Genomic DNA, 18,095 nt, shown 5'->3' with positions numbered 1-18,095 from the left:
CGGTGGCAGGCGCCCTTGCGGGCAGCCTGCACTTCATCTTTTCTTAAATACTCAATTGCACTGGCGCTGCGCCCAGGCGCAGCGCCAGAGGGCTTACACGTTCATCAGCAGATGTTCGCGCTCCCAGGGGGAGATCACCTGAAGGAACTCGTCATATTCCGCACGTTTCACGATGGAATAGACGCGGGCGAACTCCGGGCCCAGAACCTCATGCAGTTCGGTGGCCTCATCAAACAGATCCAGTGCCTGACCCATCACTTGCGGGATATCGCCTTCGCCCTCATAGGCGTCGCCCTTGAACTGCTTGCGCGGGCGTTCCTCGTTGATCAGGCCAATGTATCCGCAGGCCAGCGACAGCGCGATGCCCAGGTAAGGGTTGCAATCCATGCCGGCGATGCGGTTTTCGACCCGCCGCGCCCCGGGACCCGACAGCGGGATCCGGATTCCGGTGGTGCGGTTGTCGCGTGCCCACTCCAGATTGATCGGGGCGGCGTGATCTTTCACATAGCGGCGGTAGGAGTTCACATAAGGCGCCATCACTGCCAGGCCCGCCGGCAGATGGTTCTGAAACCCTGCGATGTAGTTGTAGAACGCATCCGTCTCGCCGCCCTGCGGGCCGGAGAAGATGTTTTCGCCGGTTTCCATATCCAGAACCGAATGGTGGATATGCATGGCCGAGCCGGGCTCATCCTCGATCGGCTTGGCCATGAAGGTGGCAAAACAATCGTGCCGCAGGGCTGCTTCGCGGATCAGCCGTTTGAAGTAGAAGACTTCATCCGCCAGTTTGACCGGGTCGCCGTGCAGCAGATTGATCTCCAGCTGGCCGGCGCCGCCTTCCTGGGTGATGCCGTCGATTTCAAAGCCCTGGGCTTCGGCGAAATCATAGATATCGTCGATCACCGGCCCGAATTCATCGACCGCAGTCATCGAATAGGCCTGGCGCGCCGCCGCCGGGCGGCCGGAGCGGCCCATCATCGGCTTGATCTCATGTGCAGGATCAATATTGCGGGCGACCAGGAAAAACTCCATCTCGGGCGCCACAACCGGTTTCCAGCCCTTGTCATGATAGAGCTGCACAACACGCTTCAGCACGTTACGGGGGCTGAAGGGTATCGGCTTGCCGTCGCGGTCATAGGCGTCGTGAATCACCTGCAGCGTCCAGTCGCCGGTCCAGGGCGCGGCCGTGGCAGTGGACATGTCCGGCTTCAGCGTCATGTCCTTTTCTATCCAGCCGTCTTCATCCGCGGCATCAGCCCAGTCCCCGGTGATGGTCTGGTAGAAGATGCTGTCAGGCAGATGAAAATAGTCGGTCTTTGCGAATTTGGATGCCGGTACCGCCTTGCCACGGGCGATACCGGGAAGGTCCGAGATAACGCATTCAACTTCGTCGAGACGACGGCCCTCCAGATAGGTTTTTGCTGCTTCGGGAAGGGCGTCGAGCCAGGCTGACATTAAGTCCTCTCTTTCCTGTAAAATTCTGCGAGGAAGGTTGCGATGTCTTGATTGTCCACGGGGGCGTCCAGCTCAGCGGCTGCACGGTCCAGCAGGCCGTCCGGTACCACGCCGCGGCCGCGTTTTTCGATCAGGCCGCCGACAAAGGCGCTGGGAAATTCGGGGTGGGGCTGCCAGGAGATGATATGGTCGCCATAGGCCAGGATGCCGTTCCGGCAGAAGTCGTTGCCGCCCAGCACGCGGGCGCAGTCGGGCAGCTCCACGACCTGATCCTGATGCCAGGCATTGAGGGTCAGCTCGCGGCCGTCCACCTGATAGGTGACGCGGCCCACGGCCCAGCCGCCCTCAAACTTCCTGACCTTGCCGCCAAGCGCCTGGGCGATGATCTGATGGCCGAAGCAGATGCCGGCCAGCGGCTGTTTCCTGGTGTTGATCTCGCGGATCAGCGCTTCCAGCAGCGGGATCCAGGCGTGGTCCTCATAGGCGCCGTGCTTGGAGCCGGTGATCAGCCAGGCGTCGGCGTCATCGGCGCTGTCTGGAAATATACCATCCACCACCGCCCAAGTTTGAAATTCAAAGCCGTTGCCGTCCAGCATGTCGCGGAACATACCGTCGTAATCCCCGAAAGGGCCGAACAGATCTTCGGGGGAGTGTCCAGTTTGCAGGATGCCGATTTTCATAAGTCACCAGATTTGATCAAATTGAGCCTAGCTGAGGGGGCTGGAGCAGGCAAGCTCCGGGGCAAGGCAGTGCTATACCGCTTCCAGCCAGGACAGCCAATGGCTCTCACGGGGACGCTCGGCAAAGCCTTTCAGCTCCTGCCGTTTGGTCATCACCAGGTTCCGGATGGCGAGTTCCGGCAGCACGCGGGCGATCAGCGGATCACTTTCGAACCAGTTGATCGCGGTCTCCCAGTCGGCGGCCAGCTGCGGCAGGCCCTTGATCTCGTAGATGTTGCCCTCGGACGGGGCGGGGGGCTGCATCTGATCTTCGATCCCGGCCAGGGCAGAGCCAAGCACGGTTGCGAGCATCAGATAGGGGTTGATGTCGCCGCCGGCGACGCGGTGTTCGATGCGCCGGGCCTTGGGGCTGCCGCCGGGAATGCGGATGGCGGCGGTGCGGTTTTCATAGGCCCAGGCGGCACTGACGGGCGCGTGGGCGCCAGGCACCAGCCTGTCATAGGAATTGCCGTGCGGGGCGAAGATCAGCGAGCTGGCGGGCATCGCGGCCAGACAGCCTGCCACGGCGTGCATCAGCAGGTCCGATCCCGTCTCGCCGCCGTTGTCAAAGACGTTGCTGCCGTCCTTGTCCTCGACCGAGAAATGCACATGCATTCCGTTACCGGCTTCTTGCGGATAAGGTTTGGCCATGAAAGTCGCCGCAAAGCCGTGTTTGCGTGCAAGCCCTCTTACCAAGGCCTTGAACAGCCAGGCATCATCTGCGGCGCGCATCGCTTCCTGATGGTTCAGGTTGATTTCAAACTGGCCCAGGCCTGCCTCGGAAATTGCGGACTGGGCGGGGATGCCCATCATCTCGGCACCGTCATAGAGATCGGTGAAGAAGTCATCAAAGGCATCCAGTTCGGCCACCGACAGCACCGATTGCTGATCCAGCTCACGGCCGGTCAGCGGGTCGATCGGCGGTGCCGGGCGGAGGCCGCTGTCATCCAGCAGGCTGAATTCCATTTCCGTCGCGGCCACAACGGTCCAGCCGCGCTCGGCATAGCGCGACAGCACATCGGTCAGAACGTGGCGCGGGTCGCCTAAGAAAGCTGAGCCGTCTTCCCAGTACATCGCCATCGGCACCAGCGCCGAGGCGCTTTTGAGCCAGGGCATCGGTACGGCGCCGCGTTCGGTGGGCAGCATCACCCCGTCGGCGTCGCCGGTTTCAAACACCAGGGGGTTGTCTTCAACATCGCACCCCCAGAGATCGACATTGAGGGTGGAGATCGGCATCCGGGCCGCGCCGCTGTCCAGCTTGGCGGCCATGCCGGCAGGCAGGCGTTTGCCGCGCATTTGGCCGTTCATGTCACAGGCGGCAATGCGGATGGTCTTTAGTCCGGACAGGTCCATTGGAGGCTCCATGAATGTGTTGCGCCAACCCTAGCGCAGAGAATTCCATTCGCCAAGATAATTTGATCAAAAGTTTGAGGTGACGCTCCGGCGGCTTCATCTTCAGGGAAAGCACCCTGCGGTCAGAGGCCCAAAACGCGCCCGGCGCGATCCGGCGTTTCAAAAAAATGGCTCCCGAAGGAGCCATTCTGAATTCAGCGGATCAGGTTGAACCTCAGCTTGGTCCGGCTGCGCCGCTCTTGCGGAAGGTGCCGGTTCAGCCGTTTGTTCACAAAACCGAACACGGAGATGACGACCAGTGTCAGCAGAATGAAATAGAAGGCCAGGATCGGGTAGGGGACAAAAGGATTGAAGGTCTTGTCCGCGAAATAACTGGCGTAGTACAGCGCATCGCCCTTTTGCCGCCAGGCTGGAAAGCCTGAAAAGAACACCAGCGTGGTGGCGTGGAACAGGAAGATCGCCTCGTTGGTGTAGGCAGGCCAGGCCAGCCGCATCATGGTCGGGAAGGTGATCCGGCGGAACCGCGCCCAGCCGGACATGCCATAGGCGTCGGCCGCTTCGATATCGCCTTTGGGGATCGACAAGAGTGCGCCATAGAAGATCTCGCCGGAATAGGCCGCGGTATTGCAGAACAGCACGACCAAGGCGCCCAGCCAGGCCGAGGTGAAGGGATCAAAGAAGCTGGAGACGCTTTTGAGGCTGAGGAAGCAAGCGTAGGCAAAGAAGAACTGGATGAACAGCGGGCTGCCGCGGAACACAAAGATGAACCACTCCGCTGGTTTGCGCCAAAGCGGATTGGGGCTGGATTTGCCAACCGCCAGGGCGACGGCCAGGAAAAAGCCAGTCGTCAGGGCAACGATGCCGAAGTAAACATTCCAGATCAGACCGGAGCCGATCAGAGTGAAGTGTTCGCACAGGGTGTAGTCGCCCTTGGGCAGCAGCCGTTCTCCAAAGCCCAGGGAGCGGAAGGCATAGGCCTGTATGGTTTCAATGCAACTCATGCCGCTGCCTTTCTCTGTGCTTCGCCTGCCGCAGTGGCCTGGCCCTTGGTCAGGCGCTTCATGATGCGGTCCAGTGCCACTTCCGACACTTTGGTAAAGCAGAGGTAGAACACCAGCAGGGCCAGAAAGTACCAGACGTGCCAGTTCGGATGCGGGTAGTCGGTGAATCTGGAGGTTTTGGTGCCGCCCAGTTCCCGTGCCCAATAAACGATGTCCTCGACCCCCAGCAGAAACAGCAGCGGGGTGGCCTTGATAAGCACCATCCACAGGTTCGACAGGCCCGGAAGCGCATAGACCCACATCTGCGGCACCAGGATGCGCCAGAAGGCCTGGCGGGTGGTCATGCCATAGGCTTCGGCGGTTTCGATCTGGGCGTGCGGCACGGCACGCATGGCGCCAAACAGGACATTGGCGGCAAAGGCGCCGAAAACGATCGAGAAGGTCAGTACCGCCAGGAAGAAGCCATAGGTCTCATGCACCCACTGCGGCGAGGTGGACAGCGGCAGTTTTGCTGCATCGCAAACCACAAAGTCGATGCCGCGCCGGACCGGTTCGTCCCAGTCCGGGCATTTCACCTTGTGGCGCATCCATTCGAACGCCTGGTCGAGCGCGATGACGAAAAACAGGAAGAAGGCGATATCGGGCACACCGCGCACAATGCTGGTATAACCGATCCCGAACCAGCGCAGCGGCAGGATCTTGGAGCGGGCGGCACTGGCCGCGCCGAATCCGAACAGCAGCGCAACCGGTGCGGTGATGGCCAGCAGGGTCAGGACCACAAAGACCGAGATATAAAGGTTCAAATGCTTGCCGGTGGTCAGGTAGCAGCTAAGCCAGCTCAACCCCTCAAGCGTTGATGGGTCCGTGCAATAGGAAAACATAGGTGAGCCTGTCTTTTTCTGTTCACGCCCGGCGGGCAGCGCCGGATGAGAATAAATGAGGCCCGCGCGCCGCAGCGGCGGGCCTGCAGATCCTGAAACAGGATCAGATTACCACAGGGAAGAGACTTCCCATTTGGCGATCAGTTCGTTCAGCGTGCCGTCGTCTTTCATCGTCTGGATCGCCGCGTCGAACGTGCCGCGCAGTTCTGCGTCGGATTCGCGGAAGCCCATGCCAACGCCGCCGCCGAGCGCTTCGGTTTTTTCGAGCATCACAAGGTCATCGCCAACCACAGTGTCGAGGAAGCTTTTGTCGGCCAGAACCGCGTCAGCTTCACCGTTGCGCACAGCGGCGACGGTTTCTTCCGGGGTGGCGAATTCGACCAGGGTCCAGCCCTGCTCGGCCACAAAGGCGGCCTGAATGGTGGTCGCCTGCGCCGCGATCACGCCGTTTTCCAGGTCAACGTCTGCCGACAGCGCCACATAGGCGGACGGATCCGGCGGCGTGTAGGGCTGGGTGAAATCAATGACTTCGTCACGCTCGTCGGTGATCGACATGCCGGCGATGATGGTGTCGTAGTTGCCGGAGACCAGATTCGGAATGATCGAATCCCAGTCGTTCTTGACCCATTCGCAGGTCAGCTCGGCGCGCCTGCACAGCTCGTCGCCCAGTTCGCGCTCGAAGCCGTCGATCTCGCCAGCGTCGTTGACAAAGTTCCACGGCGCATAGGCGCCCTCGGTGCCCAGGCGCACGGTGTCCGCCAGGCCCATGCCCGCGGTCAGCGCCAGGGCGGCGGTGCCAAGGATCAGTGACTTCATGAGTTAACTCCCGTTCTGTTTTGTTATTGGACGTGTTTGTTATTGCTTAATGCGCGTGGCGGGTCGAGGACAGGAATGCACGCAGCCGTTGAGAGCGGGTGCCGCCAAAGACTTCCTCCGGGGTTCCTTCCTCCTCGATCAGACCCTGGTGCAGGAAGACGACGTGGCTGGATACATCCGCCGCCATGTTCATATCATGGGTCACGATCAGCATGGTGCGGCCCTCTGCAGCGAGGTCCTTGATCACCTTGACAACTTCCTGCTCCAGCTCGGGATCGAGTGCGGAGGTAGGTTCGTCGAACAGCAGTGCTTCGGGTTCCATGCACAGGCCGCGGGCAATTGCGGCGCGCTGCTGCTGACCGCCTGACAATTGCGCCGGGTAGACGTCGCATTTGTCCCCGATGCCGACCTTAGCCAGGTAATGGCGGGCTTTTTCCTCCACCTCGGCCCGGTTGCGGCCCAGCACGGTGACCGGGGCTTCCATCACATTCTGCAGGATGGTCATATGGGCCCACAGGTTGAATTGCTGGAACACCATGGACAGGTTGGTCCGGATTCGCAGGACTTGTTTGGCGTCTGCCGGGCGGCGGTGCGGTCCCACGCCGGACCAGGTGATCGGCTCGCCCTTGAACCGGATTTCGCCTTCCTGGCTGTCTTCCAGCAGGTTGCAGCAGCGCAGCAGGGTAGACTTGCCTGATCCCGAAGACCCGATCAGAGAGACCACGCCGCCCTTGTGGGCGGTGATATCAACGCCCTTGATCACTTCCAGCTCGCCATAGGATTTATGCAGGCCGCGGATTTGCAGAACGGGCGAAGTATCGGTCAAGGCGTTTTTGTCCCTGTAAGTGGAAATCCGTTCTTATTGGACCGAAAAAAAGACCGAATGCAACGTTCAAACCGCAAAAGCCGGCACTGCGGGGACCAAAGTGACGGGGGGATCCGCCATTTCGGAAGGAAACGCGGCGTCAGTTAAGCAGCCCGGATGCGCTGTTCGGTCAGCACTGGCCCCGGAGGGGTTGGCACCGCCAAGTAGTCACTGGGGGCAAACTGCACGAGCCCCTTCAGATGCAAGAGGTTCCTGGTGTCTTCGTCCAGCCCGCGGATTGCGGCTTCGATGGCTGCAAAAAGCGTCTGCGGGTTCTGGCCCAGGGCGGTGATATAGGGCAGGGCGGGCGTCGGTTCAGTGCGTTCAATTTCGGTCAGGCCTTCGGCGAACCCGTCGTGCCTCTTGACCAATTCCCAGGTCAGCGCGTCCAGTGCTGCGAAATCGGCCCGGTCTTCGGCAACGGCCTGGGCCGACAGGCTGTGGCCGCCGGTTTCCACCAGCGCACCTGGCAGGATGCTGCGGTCGTGCAGATGCACCATCGGTGCGGCCCAGCCGGATTGGGACAACCCTTCGTTATAGGCAAAGCGACGGCCGGCAAAGGCTGACAGAGGCTGGCCTGCGTCCGCGCCGCGGGCAATGAAGACGCTGTTGTAACAGCCCGCCGGGCAGCCGGGCAGGCCGTAGTCCGGGGTGCAGGCCAGCTCTACCTCGCCATAGAGCCGGGTGCGGAAGGGGAGGCCGCAGGTTTGCGACAATAGCAGCTCCGGCGATTTCCAAACCTCCCAGAAATCGGCGCCGCGGGTCAGCTGTTCCGGCCCGTGGCCCAGATGGGCGCGGATCAATGCCCAGAACCGGTCGTTAGCCTCAGCGGTTTCCGGGCGGTCATACATTCCAAGATGAGCAATCATAATGCAGCCTCTGCCCGTTTGCGCGCCCTGGCGCTGTCCACATCCGAAACCCCAAGCAGGCTGGAAGACAGCCGCAGCAGAGCATCTTCATTCGCATCGCGGCGGCCATCGGCCAAGGCCACCTGCCACAGCGCCTCGATCACTCCGGTTCTGTCCTCATAGGCCACGGCATCCTTGATCGCCCGGGTAAAGCGCACAGTGTCGGGGGCCTCGGCCTCCATCGCCTCAGCCTGTTCGCGCAGGATCAGCGCGCCGCCGGTGTCCAGCCTGTAGCGGGTGGCAAGGATCCGGTCGATCCGGTCCTTTTCCACTTCGGAGTAATTGTGGTCAGAGCGGGCGATCCGCACCAGCAGCGCGGTCAGGGCAAGCCGCGCGCCCTCATCATCCAGCGGCGCAGGCCCAGGTTCCAGCAGCCGCTGCAGAAGCTCCTTGAACATCAGCTTTCCTCCGCGGTGCCGCTGAATTTCTCAACCGCGCGGGCGCGGGCTTTCTGACTGTCGGCATAGGACAGGCCCATAGCCTTGCGGGCCTCTTCGACGATGGTGACTTCACCCGCGCGCTCGTTGCCGTCGGCCAGCACCACTTCCCACAGCGCGTCCATCGCCGCCAGCCGTTCCTCCAGCCCGGTGGTCTCACGGATCAGCCGCCCGAAGGTGTCGGTTTCCGGTGCCGCGGCGTGCAGCTTTTCGCAGGTGGCGCGCACCTTGGCAGCCTCGATTGCGTTGTGCTGGTAGAGCCGGGCCAGGATCCGGTCGATCAGGCTGATTTCTTCCAGCTGATATTCGCGGTCGGACTGGGCCACCCGCACCAGCAGGGCACCCAGTGCCAATTCGGCATCCGGGTCCGGAAGCGCCGGCGTCTCAGAGGGACGGAACGCTTGGAAGAATTTCTTGAGCAAGGGCATCAGCAGACCTTTGGAATAGCAGCAGGACCGGCGGCATTAGGCACCGTAACCTTCGATGATTTGCATATCACCCGCCGAGACAGGATCGCGAAGCGCCTTGGCATCCTGATAGGCCATGGAATCATAGCAGGCTTTTGCGGTTTCGAAATCCTTGAATTCAATTACCACGGTGCGGGCGCGGAACTGGCCCTCGCGCACTTCCCGGCCTCCGCCGCGCACCAGGAACTTTGCGCCGTACTCAGCAAAGACTGGGCCGTTTGCGTTAATGTATTCCTTGTAGCGCTCGATGTCGTGCACATCCACATGGGCCACCCAGTATCCTTTGGGCCTGGTGTCATTAGGCATGGGCTGCAGCCTCCCTTGTTCTTATGGTTGCAGGCAGGCTGATACAAAAGCGGGGCAAAGACAATGGGGCGGTTGTCAAGAATTACTCCGTTCCGCGGTAATTTGCGCCGGGTTCAGGGCTTTGCCGCGAAATGCAAAACGCCCGCCGGAGAAGGCGGGCGTTCGAAACGTGTTTAACAGCCGGCTCAGCCGATCTCAGCCAGGCGGGCCAGGGCTTCCTTGACCTTGGCTTCCTCTTCCTCGCGCGCGGCAAGGTTTGCCTTGGCCTCCGCAACCACGTCTTCCGGCGCCGAGGCCGCGAATTTCGGGTTGTTCAGCCGCCCGCGCAGGCCGCCCAGTTCCTTGGCAAGCTTGCCCAGAGACTTCTCCAGACGCGCCTTTTCGGCGTCCACGTCGATCACATCCGCCAGCGGCAGGCCAAAGGCGGCGCCGGGGGCGGCCACGCTGGCGCAGCCCTTGGGGAAGCTGCCGACCTGCTCCAGCGAGGTGATACGGGCAAGCTTCTGGATCATCGCCTCGTTCTTTTCCCAGGCGGCGCGCGCCTGATCGGAGAATTCGGTCACCACCATCGGGACCTTGGCACCGGCCGGCACATGCATCTGCGCGCGGGTGGAGCGGATGTTCTCGATCGCGGTGATCACCCAATTCATCTCGGCGTCGGCGTCCGCATTGACCAGCTCGGTGCCGTAGGCGGGCCAGTCCTGATGCACCAGCATGTTGCCGCGCTTGGCGGTGTTGCCCCACAGCTCTTCGGTGATGAAGGGCATGATCGGGTGCAGCAGGATCATGCATTGATCCAGCACCCAGCCCAGGGTCTGGCGGGTCTCGGCGATCACCGCCTCGTCATCCGAGTTGAACAGCGGCTTCGACAGCTCGATATACCAGTCGCAGACCTTGCCCCAGGTAAAGGCATAAAGCGCATTGGCGGCGTCGTTGAAACGGTAGGCCTCCAGCGCTGCGTCCACTTCAACCCGCACCTTGGCGGTCTCGCCGATGATCCACTGGTTCACTGCGGCTTGTGCATCGGGGCAATCATAGGCCGGGACGTCAGCATCATAGACCTTGTTGAAATGGGCAAAATTCACCGCATTCCACAGTTTGGTGCCAAAGTTCCGGTAGCCCTTGAGCCGTTCCATATCCAGCTTCAGCACGCCGCCGAGCGCCGCCATCGCGGCCGAGGAGAAGCGCAGCGCGTCGGCGCCGAACTCGTCAATGATCTCCAGCGGGTCCACCACGTTGCCGGTGGATTTCGACATCTTCTTGCCTTTGGCGTCGCGCACCAGGCCATGCAGGTAGACGGTGTCGAAGGGGATCTGATCGACCACGGCTAGCTGCATCATCATCATCCGGGCAACCCAGAAGAACAGGATGTCCTGACCGGTGACCAGGGTCGAAGTCGGGAAATATTTCTGCATCTCCGCGGTGTCTTCCGGCCAGCCCAGGGTGCCGATCGGCCAGAGGCCGGAGGAGAACCAGGTGTCGAGCACGTCGGGATCGCGCCAGAGGAAGACCCGGTCGACTGGCTCTTCATAAACTTTGTCCGTCAGTTCTTGGGAGGTGTTTCGGTCGTCCGCTTCGCCACCGATAATTTGCGTGAACTTGAAGGAGTGGTAATACTTCTCCGCAATGATCGTGGCTTCCTCAAAGCTTGGCGCGCAGAAGGCTTTGGGATTGTCATAGTCTTCGGTTTCGCTGCCATCCTCATTGGCAACAATGCTCGGACCATACCAAACCGGGATCTGATGGCCCCACCACAGCTGGCGCGAGATGCACCAGGGCTCGATATTTCCCAGCCAGTGGTAATAGGTCTTCTCACCCGACTCCGGCAGGATCTTCACATCGCCATTGCGCACCGCATCCAGCGCCGGGCCAACAATCTTGTCGGTCTCAACAAACCACTGGTCGGTCAGCATCGGCTCGATCACCACTTTGGAGCGGTCGCCAAAGGGCTGCATGATCGGCTTGTTCTCGACATACGGCTCCAGCACCTCAACGTCTTCGCCGCTCTCAGGATCGGTCTTGGTGACGCTGACCATCACCGCCAGGCCTTCGCTGGTGATCTGCTCAACCACCAGTTTGCGCGCCTCGAACCGGTCCAGACCGCGCAGCTCATCCGGCACCAGGTTGACAGCGTCGGCTTCGGCCTCGGAGAGCACCTTCTCACCCTTGGCCACGGCCATGGCGAGAGTGGCGGCAGCGTCGTAGCTTTCACCGTCAGCCCGCATCTGGCCGCGCATATCCATCAAGCGGTACATCGGGATGCCGCCGCGCTTGGCGACCTGATAGTCGTTGAAGTCATGCGCGCCGGTGATCTTCACCGCACCGGAGCCGAAGTCCTTGTCCGGGTATTCGTCCGTAATGATCGGGATCAGGCGGCGGTGCTCCTTGGGACCGACCGGGATCTCGCACAGCTTGCCGACGATGGGCGCATAGCGTTCGTCCGAGGGGTGCACAGCCACCGCGCCGTCGCCCAGCATGGTCTCGGGCCGGGTGGTGGCGATGGAGATATAGTCGCGCTCCTCCTCGAGGATCACGTTGCCGTCCTCGTCCTTCTCCACGTAAGTGTAGGTGGCGCCGCCCGCGAGCGGGTATTTGAAGTGCCACATGTGGCCGGCAACTTCGATGTTTTCGACCTCAAGGTCGGAAATCGCGGTCTCGAAATGCGGGTCCCAGTTGACCAGCCGCTTGCCGCGGTAGATCAGGCCCTTGTTATACATCTCCACAAAGACCTTGATCACGGCATCGTGGAAGTTGGGGGAATTCTCGTGGCCGGTACGGGTGTCGCCATGGGCACCGGCCATAGTAAAGGCGGTGCGGGAGAAATCGCAGGACGCACCAAGGCGTTTCAGCTGTTCAACAATGGTGCCGCCGGATTTCTCTTTCCATTCCCAGACCTTCTCCAGGAACTTCTCGCGGCCCAACTCGCGGCGCGACGGCTGCTGGTTTTTTGCCAGCTCACGCTCGACAACCATTTGGGTGGCGATCCCCGCATGGTCGGTGCCCGGCTGCCACAGAGTGTCGTAACCCTGCATCCGCTTCCAGCGGATCAGAATATCCTGAAGCGTGTTGTTGAAGGCATGGCCCATGTGCAAGACGCCGGTGACGTTCGGCGGCGGGATCATGATGCAATAGGTGGAGGCCTCCGGCTTGGCGTTGGCGCCTGCCTTGAAACAGCCGGCCTCTTCCCAGGCCTTGTAAAGGCGGCTCTCCGCTTCGGCCGCGTTGAACGTCTTTTCCATCGCCATGCGTCTTGATCCCTCATGCAGTTGGGCGATCAATTACCCAATGGCGGCAGGAAGGGGAAGGCGGATATGGGGTTTTCTTTACCGCAAGCCGCTGTGGGAGGGGGCGGCGGCCGCGATTTGAGTATTTCAGACCAGCAAGAAGCAAGGTCGAAGCGCCACCGCAACCGGGCCGTCCGTCCGAAAGAGATAATCCTGCCAACGGCGGAGGCGGCCTCTTCCTGGTGCGGTCATCGGCTCTCCAGCCTGTACCGCATTGGGAGAGTGGGCCGCTTTTTTCCCCGAGCACATCTCATTCGCCGACCCGGATCTTGCGGCGGCGTTCCTGTTGGTACCGAAGGGGGTAAATTTCGGCGCGGGTTGGTCTTTCCTGCCGCCCGCTCGGAGAGTGCGGCGTAGCCTGCCGGAGGCCGAAGTGCCGGGGCAGAAGGCGTGCCGCCTGATCTAGCTGGATCGCGGTTCAATGCGCCCGGCTGCCAAGCTGTTCCGCGGTTGGCTGCCGGACTGCGAGCGCAGGGTTTGGCGCCTACTGCCCGGTGCGGTCCAGCTTGGTGGCCAGATGGATCAGGCTTTCCGAGGAGCGCACGCCGCGCGCCTCGGCGATATGGTCGATGGTCTGGTCCAGCTCGGCGGTGCTTTGCGCCACCACCTGGGCCAGCAGGTCGAACCGGCCCGAGGTTGTGTGCACCACCTCCACCCCCGGCAGGCTGCGCAAACGGGCGAGCACCTCTGGCCCTGAGCGCGGCTCGATCGACATCAGCACCGTGGCTTGCAACGGCGGGCGGGAGGCTGCAGAGCATTTGAGCGTGTAGCCGGTGATTACCCCGGTGGCTTCCAGCCGCTCGATTCTTGCCTGCACGGTGGTGCGCGCGAGCCCCAGATGGCGGGCAAGATCGGCAACCGGGCGGCGGGCATTTTCCCGCAGGAGGGTAACGAGGCGCTGATCAGTGCCGTCGGTTTGCATAAATTGCCTACGATTTGACGTCTGTTTCCGTCACTTTAGTGGAATTGACGAGCGGAATCGACGGGAAATCATCGGAAAATACAAAAAACGAACGAGGTTTTCCCTGATGCAGCAAATTCCACCGCTTTGGCTTTCCCCTGAATCCCATCTGGCCCGCAGCACGCCGGATCACCCGATCCTCTATTTCTCGCCGCGGGTGCTGCATGAGGTTGCGGGGCGGTTTCAGCGGGGGTTTCCGGGGCTGGTGACCTATGCCGTTAAGGCCAACCCGCATCCAGCCGTATTGTCCAATCTGGTGGCGGCAGGGATCACCGCGTTTGATGTAGCTTCGCCCGCCGAAATGGCGGCAGTGCGCGCTGCCAGCCCCGATGCGGTGATGCACTACAATAACCCGATGCGCTCCAAGGCAGAGATCGCTGCGGGGATCGAACATGGCGTCGCCAGCTGGTCGGTGGATGAGCTGAGCGAGCTGGAGAAACTGGGCGCAGTGCCGCGCTCTTGCGAAGTAGCTGTACGCTTTGCCTTGCCGGTGGCCGGTGCGGTCTATGATTTCGGCAGCAAATTCGGCGCCGCCCCGGAGGAAGCCATAGAGCTGTTGAAACAGGTGGCGGCAGATGGCTGGACGCCGGCGCTGTGCTTCCACCCCGGGACCCAGTGCGAGGACGAAAGCGCTTGGGTGGAATACGTCCACGCAGCCAAGCGGATTGTGGACGCGGCGGGGGTGAAGATTGCACGCCTTAATGTGGGCGGCGGGTTTGCGGCCAACCGGGATGGCGTGGCGCCGGATCTGGAGAAGGTCTTTGACGCCATTGGTGCCGCCGCGGGTCAGGTGTTCGGCGCGGACAAACCCACGCTGATCTGCGAGCCGGGCAGGGCGATGGTGTCTGAAAGCTTCACCCTGGCAGCTCGAATCAAGGGGATGCGCAAGGGCGGCGAGGTGGTGTTTTTGAACGACGGCATCTATGGCGGGCTGGTTGATATCCGCGACATGGGTCTGCCGGGGCGGGTGGAAGTGGTCGGGGCGGATGGCGCCCATCGTGCAGGCCTGCGCCAGCCCCGCGTTGTGTTCGGGCCGACCTGTGACAGTCTTGACCGCTTGCCGGACGGGCTGCCGCTGCCCGCTGATTCCGAAACCGGCGACTATGTGCTGTTTCCGGGGCTGGGGGCCTATTCATCCGCGATGAGCACGCAATTCAACGGCTATGGGCTGTCTGACGTGGCGACGGTGATTGAGCTGTCTGGACAAGCTGCCCGCTGAGGTTAGTCTCGCCCCGAAACGCCAGTCAGCGCGATCAAGGGGGCAAGCATGGGAAAATTCGGTAAAAGTCAGCCGGTGAAGCGGGTCGAGGACCTGCGGTTTCTGACCGGTCAGGGGCAGTACATCGAGGATGCTGCCCCGGCAGGCGCCCTGCGCGCCTGGGTATTGCGCAGTCCGGTGGCGCATGGCGTGATCACGGCGCTGAACATTGAAGATGCGCGCGCGTGCGACGGTGTCCATGCGGTTATCACCCTAGCGGATCTGGAGGCTGCCGGCATTGACGTCTCCATGGATGGCACCACGGTCAAGAACCGGGATGGCTCCAGCGGCGCCGCCCCCGAACGGCCGATGCTGGCACGGGACCGTGTGCGCTATGTGGGGGAACCGGTGGCGGTGGTCATTGCGGAGACACTGGATCAGGCCCGTGATGCAGGAGAGCTGATCGAGCTCGGCATTGATGATCTGCCTGCCAAGATGGACGTCTTGCCGGGCGGTGAGCCACTGCATGCGGAGGTGCCGGACAATCGCGCCTTTGACTGGGGCATGGGGGATGAGGCCGCAACGGCCGAGGCTTTCCGCACCGCGGCGCACACCGTTGCGCTGCAGGTGGAGGACAACCGGATTATCGTCAACTCGATGGAACCGCGCGGCTGCTTTGCCGAATGGACCGGCGGGCGGCTGCATTTCACCTTCGGCGGGCAGGGGGTCTGGGCGATCAAATCCCAGCTGGCGGCCAAGATGCGGCTGGATGAAGCAGACGTCAAAGTCACGATCCCGGATGTGGGCGGCGGCTTTGGCATGAAGGCTTTTCCGTACCCGGAATACTTTGCCGTCGCCCAGGCCGCCCGCTTGCTTGGTCGCCCGGTGTTCTGGATTGCCGACCGGACCGAGTCGATGCTGAGCGACAACGGCGGGCGGGACCTGACCTCGCTGGCGGAACTGGCCTTTGATGAAAGTTTGAAAATCACCGCCTACAGGGTCAGCACCCGCTGCAACCTCGGCGCTTACAACGCGCCTTTCGGCCAGCCGATCCAGACCCAGCTGTTCAGCAGGGTGCTGGCAGGCGTCTACGACATCCAGACTGCCTGGCTGCAGGTAGAGGGGATCTATACCAACACCACCCAGGTGGATGCCTACCGCGGCGCTGGGCGCCCAGAGGCGATCTATGTTCTGGAGCGGGCGATGGACCGCGCCGCGCGCGAGCTGGGCGTCGATCCGCTGGAGCTGCGGCGGCGCAATTTTATCAAACCGGGGGCCTTTCCCTATGGCACCGTGACCGGAGAGACCTATGACGTGGGCGACTTCGGCAAAGTTTTGAGCCGCGCGGCGGATGAGGCGGATCTGGGGGGATTCGCCGCTCGCCGCGCCGCAGATGGTAAACGCGGCAAGTACCGGGGCGTCGGGGTCTGTTACTATATCGAAAGCATTTTGGGCGATCCTTCAGAAGGCGCGGAAGTGGAGTTTCTGGAGGGTGGCCGGGTGAATATCTATGTCGGCACGCAAAGCAACGGCCAGGGGCATGAAACAGTCTATGCCCAGTTCCTTGAGGACCAGAGCGGTATCCCGGCCGACCATATTCAAGTGATCCAGGGCGATAGCGACCGGATTGCAACGGGCGGCGGCACTGGCGGGTCGCGCTCGGTCACCACCCAGGCCAACGCCACGCTGGCCGCGGTGGAGACGATGATCGCGGCCTTCATCCCCTTCCTGGCGGAGGAGATGGGCGTGAAGAAGGAAGCGATCGAATTTGATGGCGATACCTTCCGTGCTCCGGGTTCCAATCTGACCCCCACCATGCTGGAAGCGGCAGAGATGGCCCGCGCGCAAGGGCGGCTCGATCTGCAGCGCCACGCGGCGCGGGCCAGGCTGCCGGGACGTTCGTTTCCCAATGGCGCCCATGTTGCCGAGGTTGTGATTGATCCGGAGACTGGGAATTCCACCGTTGAGCGCTACACTGTAGTCGACGATTTCGGTAATCTGATCAGCCCGCTGCTGGCCGAGGGCCAGGTGCATGGCGGGGTGGCGCAGGGGCTGGGACAGGCCATGCTGGAGCGGGTTGTCTACGATTCAGACGGACAGCTGCTCACAGCTTCGTTCATGGACTATGCCTTGCCGCGCGCAAGCGGCCTCCCCATGATTGGGTTTACCTCCGAGCCCGTGCCGTCGACCCAGAACCCGATGGGAATGAAGGGCTGCGGCGAGGCGGGCACCGTCGGCGCGCTGGCGGCGGTCGCCAATGCGGTGCAGGACGCGGTCTGGGACCGTGGTGTGCGGCAGGTGGACATGCCGTTCACCCCGCAGAGAGTTTGGGAAGTGCTTAGGGATGTTTCTGACGCAGCTGAGTAAAAAGGTTCTTGAGTGGCTTGGCCGGCCGCTGCGCTCGGTGCATTCCGGCGAAACCAAGCTGCGCGGGCCGCAGGCCCATGTGATTATCCTGGACGGCACCATGTCGACCCTGGATGAGGGCAATGAAACTCATGCCGGCCAGCTGTTCCGGCTGTGCCGTGAAATGAGCGGCGAGGTCTCGATTTTTTATGAATCCGGCGTGCAGTGGAAAGGCTGGGGCAGTGCGCCGGACGTGATGATGGGGCGCGGCATCAACCGCCAGATCCGCTGGGCCTATGGATATCTTGCCTCCCGCTACCGTCCCGGCGACCGGATCTTTCTGTTCGGCTATTCCCGCGGCGCCTATGCAGTGCGCTCGCTGGCCGGTGTGATCGACCGGATCGGCCTTTTGAAGGCGGAACATGCAACGGTGCGCAACATTCGCACGGCCTACCGGCATTACCGCCTGAACGGGCGGTCAAAGTCATCGGGTGCCTTCACCGCGGCGCATTGCCACGAAGAGGTCGGGATTGAGATGGTCGGCGTCTGGGACACGGTCAAGGCTTTGGGGCTGCGTTTGCCGTTGCTGTGGCGCTGGGCGGAGAACCGGCACAATTTCCACAACCACCAATTGGGCCACCACGTCAAAAGCGGCTACCACGCGCTGGCGCTGGACGAGACCCGCGATGTTTTCAATCCGGTGCTGTGGGATTGCCCCAAGGATTGGCGCGGTCATGTGGAACAGGTTTGGTTCCGCGGCGCCCATGGCGACGTCGGCGGCCAGCTTGGCGGATTTGAAGAGGCCCGCCCCAAGGCAAACATTCCGCTGGTGTGGATGCTGGAGAAGGCCGAGGACCGCGGTCTGCCGCTGCCGCTGGACTGGCGTATGCGGTATCCGGTGGATCCAAATGCACCTTCTGTTGGCACCTGGCGCGGATGGGGCAAGATTTTCCTGCTGCGCAGCCGCCGCCGGGTTGGTCTGGACGGCAGCGAGCGTTTGCACAGCAGCGTCGATGGCGGCAAGCAGGGGGCCGCTGAAGGTGGTGGCTGGCTGGCCATGTTCTCGAAGACCTGATGCCTCGGCGCAGCCGGGTTTAACCC

The 18,095-nt window shown here is 62.1% G+C and carries 16 protein-coding genes; 3 read left to right on the top strand and 13 right to left on the bottom strand.

What is annotated here, in order from left to right:
• Positions 1-93 precede the first annotated feature (93 nt).
• The 13 genes from AC0KW6_RS05960 to AC0KW6_RS05900 all read right to left on the bottom strand — a co-directional run bounded on the left by AC0KW6_RS05960 (position 94) and on the right by AC0KW6_RS05900 (position 13,411).
• Positions 94-1,452, bottom strand: coding sequence for a glutamine synthetase family protein (locus AC0KW6_RS05960; protein WP_323776695.1), 1,359 nt, complete (start codon positions 1,450-1,452; stop codon positions 94-96).
• Positions 1,452-2,132, bottom strand: a complete 681-nt coding sequence (locus AC0KW6_RS05955; protein WP_474034408.1) for a type 1 glutamine amidotransferase — start codon at positions 2,130-2,132, stop codon at positions 1,452-1,454. The genes AC0KW6_RS05960 and AC0KW6_RS05955 overlap by 1 nt, the downstream gene beginning before the upstream one ends.
• 72 nt (positions 2,133-2,204) lie before the next feature.
• Positions 2,205-3,524, bottom strand: coding sequence for a glutamine synthetase family protein (locus AC0KW6_RS05950; RefSeq protein WP_474034406.1), 1,320 nt, complete (start codon positions 3,522-3,524; stop codon positions 2,205-2,207).
• Between the two features lie 194 nt (positions 3,525-3,718).
• Positions 3,719-4,525 carry an ABC transporter permease gene (locus AC0KW6_RS05945; protein ID WP_474034405.1) on the bottom strand — a complete coding sequence of 269 codons (807 nt, stop codon included), beginning with the start codon at positions 4,523-4,525 and terminating at the stop codon, positions 3,719-3,721.
• Positions 4,522-5,406 carry an ABC transporter permease gene (locus tag AC0KW6_RS05940; RefSeq protein ID WP_323776702.1) on the bottom strand — a complete coding sequence of 295 codons (885 nt, stop codon included), beginning with the start codon at positions 5,404-5,406 and terminating at the stop codon, positions 4,522-4,524. The genes AC0KW6_RS05945 and AC0KW6_RS05940 overlap by 4 nt, the downstream gene beginning before the upstream one ends.
• Before the next feature lie 108 nt (positions 5,407-5,514).
• On the bottom strand, positions 5,515-6,222 hold the full coding sequence (locus AC0KW6_RS05935; protein WP_474034404.1) for a transporter substrate-binding domain-containing protein: 708 nt from the start codon (positions 6,220-6,222) through the stop codon (positions 5,515-5,517).
• Between the two features lie 46 nt (positions 6,223-6,268).
• Positions 6,269-7,048 (bottom strand): ABC transporter ATP-binding protein, encoded by a 780-nt coding sequence (locus AC0KW6_RS05930; protein WP_474034403.1) that lies wholly within the window; start codon positions 7,046-7,048, stop codon positions 6,269-6,271.
• A gap of 143 nt (positions 7,049-7,191) precedes the next feature.
• On the bottom strand, positions 7,192-7,956 hold the full coding sequence (locus AC0KW6_RS05925) for a phosphate/phosphite/phosphonate ABC transporter substrate-binding protein (RefSeq protein WP_323783863.1): 765 nt from the start codon (positions 7,954-7,956) through the stop codon (positions 7,192-7,194).
• On the bottom strand, positions 7,953-8,393 hold the full coding sequence (locus AC0KW6_RS05920) for a tellurite resistance TerB family protein (RefSeq protein ID WP_323783865.1): 441 nt from the start codon (positions 8,391-8,393) through the stop codon (positions 7,953-7,955). Before AC0KW6_RS05920 ends, AC0KW6_RS05925 begins: the two co-directional genes overlap by 4 nt.
• Complete coding sequence (locus AC0KW6_RS05915; protein ID WP_323783871.1) at positions 8,393-8,854, bottom strand: tellurite resistance TerB family protein; 462 nt, start codon at positions 8,852-8,854, stop codon at positions 8,393-8,395. Before AC0KW6_RS05915 ends, AC0KW6_RS05920 begins: the two co-directional genes overlap by 1 nt.
• A gap of 42 nt (positions 8,855-8,896) precedes the next feature.
• On the bottom strand, positions 8,897-9,205 hold the full coding sequence (locus AC0KW6_RS05910; protein ID WP_323783867.1) for a DUF1330 domain-containing protein: 309 nt from the start codon (positions 9,203-9,205) through the stop codon (positions 8,897-8,899).
• 185 nt (positions 9,206-9,390) lie between these two features.
• On the bottom strand, positions 9,391-12,450 hold the full coding sequence (locus AC0KW6_RS05905) for a valine--tRNA ligase (protein WP_474034402.1): 3,060 nt from the start codon (positions 12,448-12,450) through the stop codon (positions 9,391-9,393).
• Between the two features lie 523 nt (positions 12,451-12,973).
• Complete coding sequence (locus AC0KW6_RS05900; protein ID WP_323784103.1) at positions 12,974-13,411, bottom strand: Lrp/AsnC family transcriptional regulator; 438 nt, start codon at positions 13,409-13,411, stop codon at positions 12,974-12,976.
• 106 nt (positions 13,412-13,517) lie between these two features.
• Here AC0KW6_RS05900 and AC0KW6_RS05895 point away from each other — a divergent pair, with 106 nt between their 5' ends.
• From AC0KW6_RS05895 to AC0KW6_RS05885, 3 genes are read left to right on the top strand one after another with little or no spacing between them, the layout of a single operon-like run.
• Complete coding sequence (locus AC0KW6_RS05895; protein ID WP_474034401.1) at positions 13,518-14,669, top strand: type III PLP-dependent enzyme; 1,152 nt, start codon at positions 13,518-13,520, stop codon at positions 14,667-14,669.
• A gap of 48 nt (positions 14,670-14,717) precedes the next feature.
• Positions 14,718-17,015, top strand: coding sequence for a xanthine dehydrogenase family protein molybdopterin-binding subunit (locus AC0KW6_RS05890; protein WP_474034399.1), 2,298 nt, complete (start codon positions 14,718-14,720; stop codon positions 17,013-17,015).
• Complete coding sequence (locus tag AC0KW6_RS05885) at positions 16,993-18,069, top strand: DUF2235 domain-containing protein (RefSeq protein WP_474034398.1); 1,077 nt, start codon at positions 16,993-16,995, stop codon at positions 18,067-18,069. Before AC0KW6_RS05890 ends, AC0KW6_RS05885 begins: the two co-directional genes overlap by 23 nt.
• Positions 18,070-18,095 lie beyond the last annotated feature (26 nt).

This window comes from Leisingera sp. SA215 (assembly GCF_055902035.1).
Note: the sequence above shows the minus strand (reverse complement) of the source record. Positions and strands in the feature narration are given on the sequence as shown.

What these genes read in the sequence shown, in the direction of transcription:
- AC0KW6_RS05945 (WP_474034405.1), bottom strand. Translation starts at nt 4,525, where the DNA reads ATGAGTTGCATTGAAACCATACAGGCCTATGCCTTCCGCTCCCTGGGC.
- AC0KW6_RS05960 (WP_323776695.1), bottom strand. Translation starts at nt 1,452, where the DNA reads ATGTCAGCCTGGCTCGACGCCCTTCCCGAAGCAGCAAAAACCTATCTG.
- AC0KW6_RS05940 (WP_323776702.1), bottom strand. Translation starts at nt 5,406, where the DNA reads ATGTTTTCCTATTGCACGGACCCATCAACGCTTGAGGGGTTGAGCTGG.
- AC0KW6_RS05905 (WP_474034402.1), bottom strand. Translation starts at nt 12,450, where the DNA reads ATGGCGATGGAAAAGACGTTCAACGCGGCCGAAGCGGAGAGCCGCCTT.
- AC0KW6_RS05900 (WP_323784103.1), bottom strand. Translation starts at nt 13,411, where the DNA reads ATGCAAACCGACGGCACTGATCAGCGCCTCGTTACCCTCCTGCGGGAA.
- AC0KW6_RS05950 (WP_474034406.1), bottom strand. Translation starts at nt 3,524, where the DNA reads ATGGACCTGTCCGGACTAAAGACCATCCGCATTGCCGCCTGTGACATG.
- AC0KW6_RS05925 (WP_323783863.1), bottom strand. Translation starts at nt 7,956, where the DNA reads ATGATTGCTCATCTTGGAATGTATGACCGCCCGGAAACCGCTGAGGCT.
- AC0KW6_RS05885 (WP_474034398.1), top strand. Translation starts at nt 16,993, where the DNA reads ATGTTTCTGACGCAGCTGAGTAAAAAGGTTCTTGAGTGGCTTGGCCGG.
- AC0KW6_RS05955 (WP_474034408.1), bottom strand. Translation starts at nt 2,132, where the DNA reads ATGAAAATCGGCATCCTGCAAACTGGACACTCCCCCGAAGATCTGTTC.
- AC0KW6_RS05920 (WP_323783865.1), bottom strand. Translation starts at nt 8,393, where the DNA reads ATGTTCAAGGAGCTTCTGCAGCGGCTGCTGGAACCTGGGCCTGCGCCG.
- AC0KW6_RS05935 (WP_474034404.1), bottom strand. Translation starts at nt 6,222, where the DNA reads ATGAAGTCACTGATCCTTGGCACCGCCGCCCTGGCGCTGACCGCGGGC.
- AC0KW6_RS05890 (WP_474034399.1), top strand. Translation starts at nt 14,718, where the DNA reads ATGGGAAAATTCGGTAAAAGTCAGCCGGTGAAGCGGGTCGAGGACCTG.
- AC0KW6_RS05895 (WP_474034401.1), top strand. Translation starts at nt 13,518, where the DNA reads ATGCAGCAAATTCCACCGCTTTGGCTTTCCCCTGAATCCCATCTGGCC.
- AC0KW6_RS05910 (WP_323783867.1), bottom strand. Translation starts at nt 9,205, where the DNA reads ATGCCTAATGACACCAGGCCCAAAGGATACTGGGTGGCCCATGTGGAT.